Below are 6381 nucleotides of genomic sequence, written 5' to 3'. Positions count from 1 at the left end.
CCAGCCGATCCACGTCACCGTCGCGGCGTGGTTCACCATCGGGATCCCGGCGTTCATCCTGTCGCTGGCGCCCAACAACGAGCGGGCCCACCCCGGATTCGTGCGCCGGGTGATGAGCGGGGCCCTGCCCGCCGGCATCGTGGTGGGCATCGCCACATTCGCGTCCTACCTGGTGGCCTACCGCGGCAGCGAAGCCACGCCGGTCCAGCAGATTCAGGCCTCCACCAGCGCCTTGATCACCTTGTTGACCACGGCGGGATGGGTGCTGGCCGTGGTGGCCCGGCCCTATCAGTGGTGGCGGCTGTTGCTGGTCATCAGCTGCGGACTGGCCTACGTGGCGATCTTCGCCATGCCCCTGACCCGCGAGAAGTTCCTGCTGGATCCCTCCAATGTGGCGCTGACCCTGCTGGCGCTGGGTATCGGCGTACTCGGCGCCGCCGTGATCGAAGCGATGTGGTGGGCGCGCGGCGGCATGCTCGGTGAGCAGCCGAAGTTGTGGCGGGAGTCGGCGACGGCCACAATGACCCTGCGATAAACCGCGACACAAGGGGAAAGCACGACATGGCCAAGCTCTCCGGCTCCATCGACGTCCCGCTGCCGCCCGAAGAGGCCTGGACGCACGCCTCGGATCTGTCTCGCTACAAAGAGTGGCTGACCATTCACCGGGTGTGGCGGACCGTGCTGCCCGAAACCCTCGACAAGGGCACCACCCTGGAGTCGATCGTCGAGGTCAAGGGCATGCTCAACAAGGTCAAGTGGACGATCGTGAACTACAAGCCGCCCACCGGAATGACCCTCAACGGCGACGGCAAGGGCGGGGTGAAGATCAAGCTGCTCGCCAAGGTTGCGCCGGCCGACGAGGGCTCCAAAGTGAGCTTCGACGTGCACCTGGGCGGGCCGGCGTTGTTCGGTCCGATCGGCGTGCTGGTGGCCGCCGCGCTCAAGAGCGACATCAACGAGTCGCTGCGTCGGTTCGTCACGGTCTTCGCGCCCAACTGATGCCGTTGCGCGCCGGTGGTTGCGGCCGGCCGGCGGGGCATGACCACGGTGTCGGTGTGCTGGTCGATGCGGGCTAGTGTCACAACATGACTCGCTGGCGACCCGGTTGGCTGATCGCGCTGTGCGCGGCGATTCTGTCGGGCAGTGCCTGGCTGCCGTGGTTGCACACCACGGCCCACGGTGGCGGGCATGCCAGTGCGATCGGGGGCAGTGCCGGCGCCATCGAGCTGCCGCCCCGCTTCGGTGTCGGGCAGCTGATCGTGCTGCTGGCCTCCGTCCTGCTGGTGGCCGGCGCGATGGTCGCCCGGGAGCTGTTCACCCGACTGGCCGCGGTTGCCGCGCTGCTGGACACCGTGGCGATCGCTGCGTTGGGCGTGTGGTACTACCGCGTGAACGTCGTCGCGCCGATCGCCGCCGGCTATGGGCTCTACATCGGCGCTGTCGCCGTGGTGGGCGCGCTGGTGTGTTCGCTGTGGGCGCTGGTCACCGCAGTGTGGCGATGACCTCGGCGAAGGCCTGGGCGTGTTGCTGCTGGACGGTGAAGTAGCTGATCCCGTACCGGCTGCGGAGTTCCCGCAGGGCGTCGGCCATCTCGCGCACCGATCCCGACAACACGGCCGGTGAGGCCAGCAGTTGCTCGTCGGACAGCGTCGGCGCGAACCGGCGGGTCAGCGACAGGTCGGGTATCCCGGACGGCCCGGTCGGCACCGCCGTGATGGCCAGGTTGAGCTCCAGGGTGCCGAACCGGTCGCCGGCCGCCGCTCGCACGAAGCCGACCCGCTCGGCCAGCGGATCCTCGGCGTCGCGCACCCGCGCTCCGGTCAACCCGACGATGCCGGCATGGCGGGCCGCCACCGACAGCAGCCGGTCGCCGTTGCCGGCGATCAGGAGGGGCACACCGGGCTGGTGGGTGGCCAGGTAGCTCGTCACGTGCTCGAGGTAGTCGACCCGCCGGCCGGCGGCGGGAAAGGGCAGCTCGGCGGCCTCGAACTCGGCGCGCACGTAGCCCGCGCCCAAGCCCACCTCCAGCCGGCCGCCCGACAACAGGTCGGTGTCGGCGATATCGCGGGCCAGCAGCGCCGGTTTGTAGAAGCAGGCGTTGAGGACGTAGGTGCCCAGCCGGATCGTCGAGGTGGCCTCGGCGGCGGCGACGAGCACCGGGAACGGGGCCGGAGCGCCGAGATGGTCGGGCACGTGCAGGACGTCGAAGCCGTAGCCTTCCAGACGCCGAGCCGTATCGGCGAGATCGGCCGCCGAGCGAACCGGGTCCAGGCCCACGCCGAAGCGGAACTGTCTGTGCACCTGAATCCTCCTCAATCGGCCACGCCGAGTGTCGGGTTCTGCGGTCAGCGCGGCGGGCGCAATGACGGCGCCGGCGACGGGGAGCGGGTCTCACTGTCCGCCGACTCGTCCTGTTGCGCCGCCGGGAAAACCCACTTGCCGGAGAGGATGTCGTTCTCCGGCTGGTAGAGCCGGACGGTGTAATTCCAGCCCGGGGTGATCGGCAGGCAGTTGGCGACATCGGCGGAACAGTCGCCGAACTGCACGGTCACCGATCCGTCCTCCGCCTTGTCGGCGGTGATGTTGTTGACCGAGTACGCCTGCTGCGGGTTCTCCGTGAGGTAGCCGTTCTTGTTGTAAACGGTGACCGACCAGAAGCCCTTCACCGGAACGCCTTTGACCGTCAGGCGGTACACGGTGTTGCCGTCGTTGCGGGCCGGGCTGACAGTGAGGTACAGCGCCTCGGTCTCGGGATTGCCGCCCCATCCGGCGGCCGCGCCGATCAAATGCCGCACCGGGTCGGTGTCGGCTTCGGTGCCGAACATGCCCCGGGTGTCGGGCAGGGTCTGGGCCAAATCCAGCAGGGCGTCGTTGACCTTCTTCTGGCTGACCGGATCCCAGCGGGGTACTTCGAAGCTGCCGGCGTGGTCTTGACGCACCGCGATCGCGTCCTGCAGCCGGTGTGCTGCGGCCAGGTCGGCGCTGTCACCGGGGTCGGCCAGGGTGCGCACGGCCACCAGGACGTAGCGGGTGCCCACATGCTCCTCATCCAGGGTGTGCTGGCCGCCGCCGTGAAACACGTCGGTCACGTACTCGTCCTGGTTGATTACCTGCGCCGACATGTAGCGCTGCCCGGCATCGGGCAGGGTCAGGGTCACCGGGCCGGCCTGCAGGTCGAACACCGCCGCGGAATACAGCGTGTCCCGGTTGGGCCGCACCACCAATTGCCGGTCGAGCGGGGTGACGTCGCGCATGTGGAAAAAGCGCCCGAAACCGTTCTCGTTGACGACGTTGGTGAATTCCTGGTCGCTGAGGGCTCGCACGAAATTGTCCGGCGACACCAGGACCATGCCGTTGGGAGTGCTGCGCGGAGTCTGGTTGGCCAGCGGGTGCGGTCCGGCCTGGGTCACCGTCAGGGCGCAGCCGGACAGGGTCAGCGCCGTCGCCGCCATGCCGAACGCGGAAAGCCATCGCTTGGACATGCAGCGCAACCTACCCGTCGGCGTGGACGGGCGTCGGCAAGGGGTTTGCCGTCGCGATGAGCGAAATGCGCGTTGCAGCTATTGCAACCCCTGGGGGCCGGACGTATCGTCCAAAATAAAAATTCACCGTGAGTAAAAAGAGAAAACTATGAGCGAGAGCGGGGGAGTGGTCGTGGAGCTGACCGGGAACGGGGCTGCGGGCGGGGCACGCCGAACGCGCCGCTACGGGATGGCCGCGGCGGCGGTGGGTACCGCGCTGTCGCTGGTGGTGGGCGCTCCGCAGGCCCACGCCGCCACCGCATCGCCCGCGATCGCGTTGACGGCCACCGACGGGTTCCAGCCGGCGATCGACGCGCTGCTCGAGGTGATGCGGCAGACCGTCGAATACGACCTGGCACTGCCCTACGCGATCCCCGGCAGCGAAGACAACCTCATGGAGATGGTGCGAAACACCAACTACCAGTTGCTCACTGCCGGGCTGTCGCGGGTGACGAATCTGTTCAACGGAGTGTTCTTCCAATCGCCGGAGGTCATTGCCGGCAATGCCACCGAGCCCCGGCAATACTTCGACTTCTTCACCCCGGACATCTACTACCGGGTGACCGCCGGGCTGGCGCCGGGCGCCACCTACGTGCTGCACGGCACCATCGGTGAGGGCACCGAGCACTTCGCGATCAGCACCCAGGCCATCACCGGCGGCACGGCGCAGGCCATCCAGGATCTCGAGCTCAACGAGGGCCTGGTGCTCAACCCCGACGGCAGCTTCACCGTCTACATCGGGCCGGAGGCGCCGGCCGGAGCGCTGAACTTCATGGACACCACCGACGCCACCGTCGGCGGTGCCGCGTCGCTGCTGATCCGCGACATCCTCGGCGACTGGGCAAAAGGCCCCGGGGCCATCACCATCCAATGCGTCGCCGACTGCCCGCCGTTCTTTGCCATCCCCGAGGGCGGCTTCTTCCCGACCGACGATCCGGTGGCCACCACACTGGCCGGCTCCGGCGGGCTCGGCTCGGTCGACGACGTACTGACCACGCTGTTCAGCGCTTTCGCCCAGATCGTCGGCCCCTTCAACGCCCGTGCCATCGAGGGCGGGGCGTCGGTGGGCATGAACATTCCCGCCAACACCATGCATGACCTGGGCCCGCAGACCAGCTACGGCGCCGGTCTGGCCAGTGCGGTCGTCACCGGCGGCAACTTCGACCTGGACTCCGATGAGGCGCTGGTCATCAAGATTCCGAGCCTGGAGTCGGCCTACAGCGGCATCCAGCTGATGAACGTCTACGGCGGGGCGCTGCCCTACGTCATGGCGCAGACCACCCTGAACCACACCACCACGTTTCACGCCGACGACGGCTACACCTACTACGTGGTCAGCGGCACCAACCCGGGAGTGGCGAACTGGCTGGACACCGGGGGCCTGTCGCGGGGCGAGATTTTCGCTCGTTTCGAGCATGTCGCCGACCCCGACAGCGCGCTGGGCCAGAGCGTGAGCGCACAGGTGGTGCCGCTCAGCGACCTCGCCCAGTACCTGCCCGCCGGCACCCCGACCGTCAGCCCCGAGGAATTCGCCGCGGACATGAACCAGCGGGTGCTGTCCTACGGCTACGGGCTGGATCTGTCCCGGATGAACGCCCAGCCGGACTGGGTGCTGCAGAACCTGCTGATGAACTCCCTGCAAGCCCTGATGGGCGAGGAGAACTACGGCGAGGTGTTCGGCGAGCAGCCGTTCACCCCGATGGCGCTGCGGTTCACCGAAGCCCTGAGCCCGGACTGGGATGCGGTGCTGCGCAGCGTCCTGGACAATCCGATGGAAAGCCTGACCGCGGTGTGGAATGCGCTGCCGCTGCTGGCCAGCGACATCAACCTGCCCGTCTCCCTGTTCCTGGCGCAGACCGCCCTGTCGGTGGTGATGCCCCAGCTGCTGCTTCCGGCCATCGACGGGGTGCTCTTCGATCCCAACACCAGCCTCATGGCCGGGCTGCTCAACGCCCGCGACAATCTGGCCACCGCGATCTTGACCGCCACCGACGCATGGCCGACCGAACTGAGCGAGCGCGCGGCTGAACAGTGGGCGAACATGGCGGAGTTGATCACCTCGACACCGAGCTTCGATCTGATGGATCTGTTCGGCGGCTGATCGGCGGCGACACCTCTGGTGCCCCCGGCAGGATTCGAACCTGCGACACCGGCTTTAGGAGAGCCGTGCTCTATCCCCTGAGCTACGGGGGCGGGGGACCTGGAAAGCGGTCGGTGTAGACAACCCGCGGGGCCGTCTTATGGTAGTCGGCGAGCCGGCGGCCGCGGCATTTGGGCTCGCGGCCAAGCGAGCGTGTCTCCGGTGCGGGGGGCGCTTCAGTCGCTGGTCGCGGCCTTGCTTCGCTGGTAGTGCCGACGTGCCTTCATCCGGTTGCCGCAGATGGCCATTGAGCACCACCGGGCGGTGTTGGGCTTGCTGCGATCAATCAGGAACAGTTGGCAGTCGGCATTGGCGCAGGGCCGCAGTCGCCCTGGGCTGGAGATCCGCAGTGCGTCCCAGGCGAGGATGGCGCGCGCAGCTGCCGGCGACGTCTTGCCGGTGTCCAGGGTCCAGGTGATGCCGTCGTCGCTGAGTGCTGGGAACAGTCCGACTCCAACGAGGAACGGCTGCAGGGCCTGCGGCGTCCGTTCTCCACGCACGATGTCTTGCAGCGCATCCCGGACGTCGCGGAGTTCTTGAAGGCGCTGTTCGTTTGCCGGGCCGAGGTCGCGGGAACTCAACCACGCCGGTGCCGTCGCCGGGTCCGCAAGTTCATCGCGTGCCACGCCGTCGACGACGGGGGTGGAGTTGAGCAAGTCCAAGAGCAGCGCCTCGTCGCTGCGGTCGGCCACCACGATAGCCATATAACCTCCAAAGATC

At 67.9% G+C, this 6381-nt stretch carries 6 protein-coding genes, 1 tRNA gene and 1 pseudogene; 4 read left to right on the top strand and 4 right to left on the bottom strand.

All coding sequences use genetic code 11. From position 1 onward, the window contains the following. From LI92_RS03600 to LI92_RS03590, 3 genes and pseudogenes are all read left to right on the top strand, one after another. Positions 1–535 (top strand): annotated as a pseudogene (locus tag LI92_RS03600) (cation-translocating P-type ATPase); the annotation flags it as partial. Positions 536–561: 26 nt separating this feature from the next. Then, entirely contained in the window at positions 562–999 is a 438-nt protein-coding gene (locus LI92_RS03595) for a type II toxin-antitoxin system Rv0910 family toxin (protein WP_046315993.1), read from the top strand. An 86-nt stretch (positions 1000–1085) separates the two neighbouring features. Then, positions 1086–1502, top strand: a complete 417-nt coding sequence (locus tag LI92_RS03590; RefSeq protein ID WP_046315990.1) for a hypothetical protein — start codon at positions 1086–1088, stop codon at positions 1500–1502. Here LI92_RS03590 and LI92_RS03585 read toward each other — a convergent pair. Together LI92_RS03585 and LI92_RS03580 are read right to left on the bottom strand one after the other, a co-directional pair. Continuing rightward, complete coding sequence (locus tag LI92_RS03585) at positions 1483–2301, bottom strand: LLM class F420-dependent oxidoreductase (RefSeq protein WP_046315988.1); 819 nt, start codon at positions 2299–2301, stop codon at positions 1483–1485. The genes LI92_RS03590 and LI92_RS03585 overlap by 20 nt on opposite strands. Positions 2302–2345: 44 nt before the next feature. Then, positions 2346–3341 (bottom strand): DUF1254 domain-containing protein, encoded by a 996-nt coding sequence (locus tag LI92_RS03580; protein WP_046316021.1) that lies wholly within the window; start codon positions 3339–3341, stop codon positions 2346–2348. 289 nt (positions 3342–3630) lie between these two features. Between LI92_RS03580 and LI92_RS03575 the strand changes: the two genes are divergently transcribed. Next, entirely contained in the window at positions 3631–5622 is a 1992-nt protein-coding gene (locus LI92_RS03575; protein ID WP_286134831.1) for a hypothetical protein, read from the top strand. Between the two features lie 16 nt (positions 5623–5638). Here the strand turns inward: LI92_RS03575 and LI92_RS03570 are convergent. Beyond that, positions 5639–5714, bottom strand: a tRNA-Arg gene (locus LI92_RS03570). Positions 5715–5837: 123 nt separating this feature from the next. Further along, positions 5838–6365 carry a CGNR zinc finger domain-containing protein gene (locus LI92_RS03565; RefSeq protein WP_046315986.1) on the bottom strand — a complete coding sequence of 176 codons (528 nt, stop codon included), beginning with the start codon at positions 6363–6365 and terminating at the stop codon, positions 5838–5840. Positions 6366–6381: the final 16 nt, after the last annotated feature.

The organism is Mycobacterium sp. UM_Kg1, from assembly GCF_000972925.1.
Lineage (GTDB): Bacteria > Actinomycetota > Actinomycetes > Mycobacteriales > Mycobacteriaceae > Mycobacterium > Mycobacterium hiberniae.
This window is presented reverse-complemented; position numbering and strand designations above follow the sequence as displayed.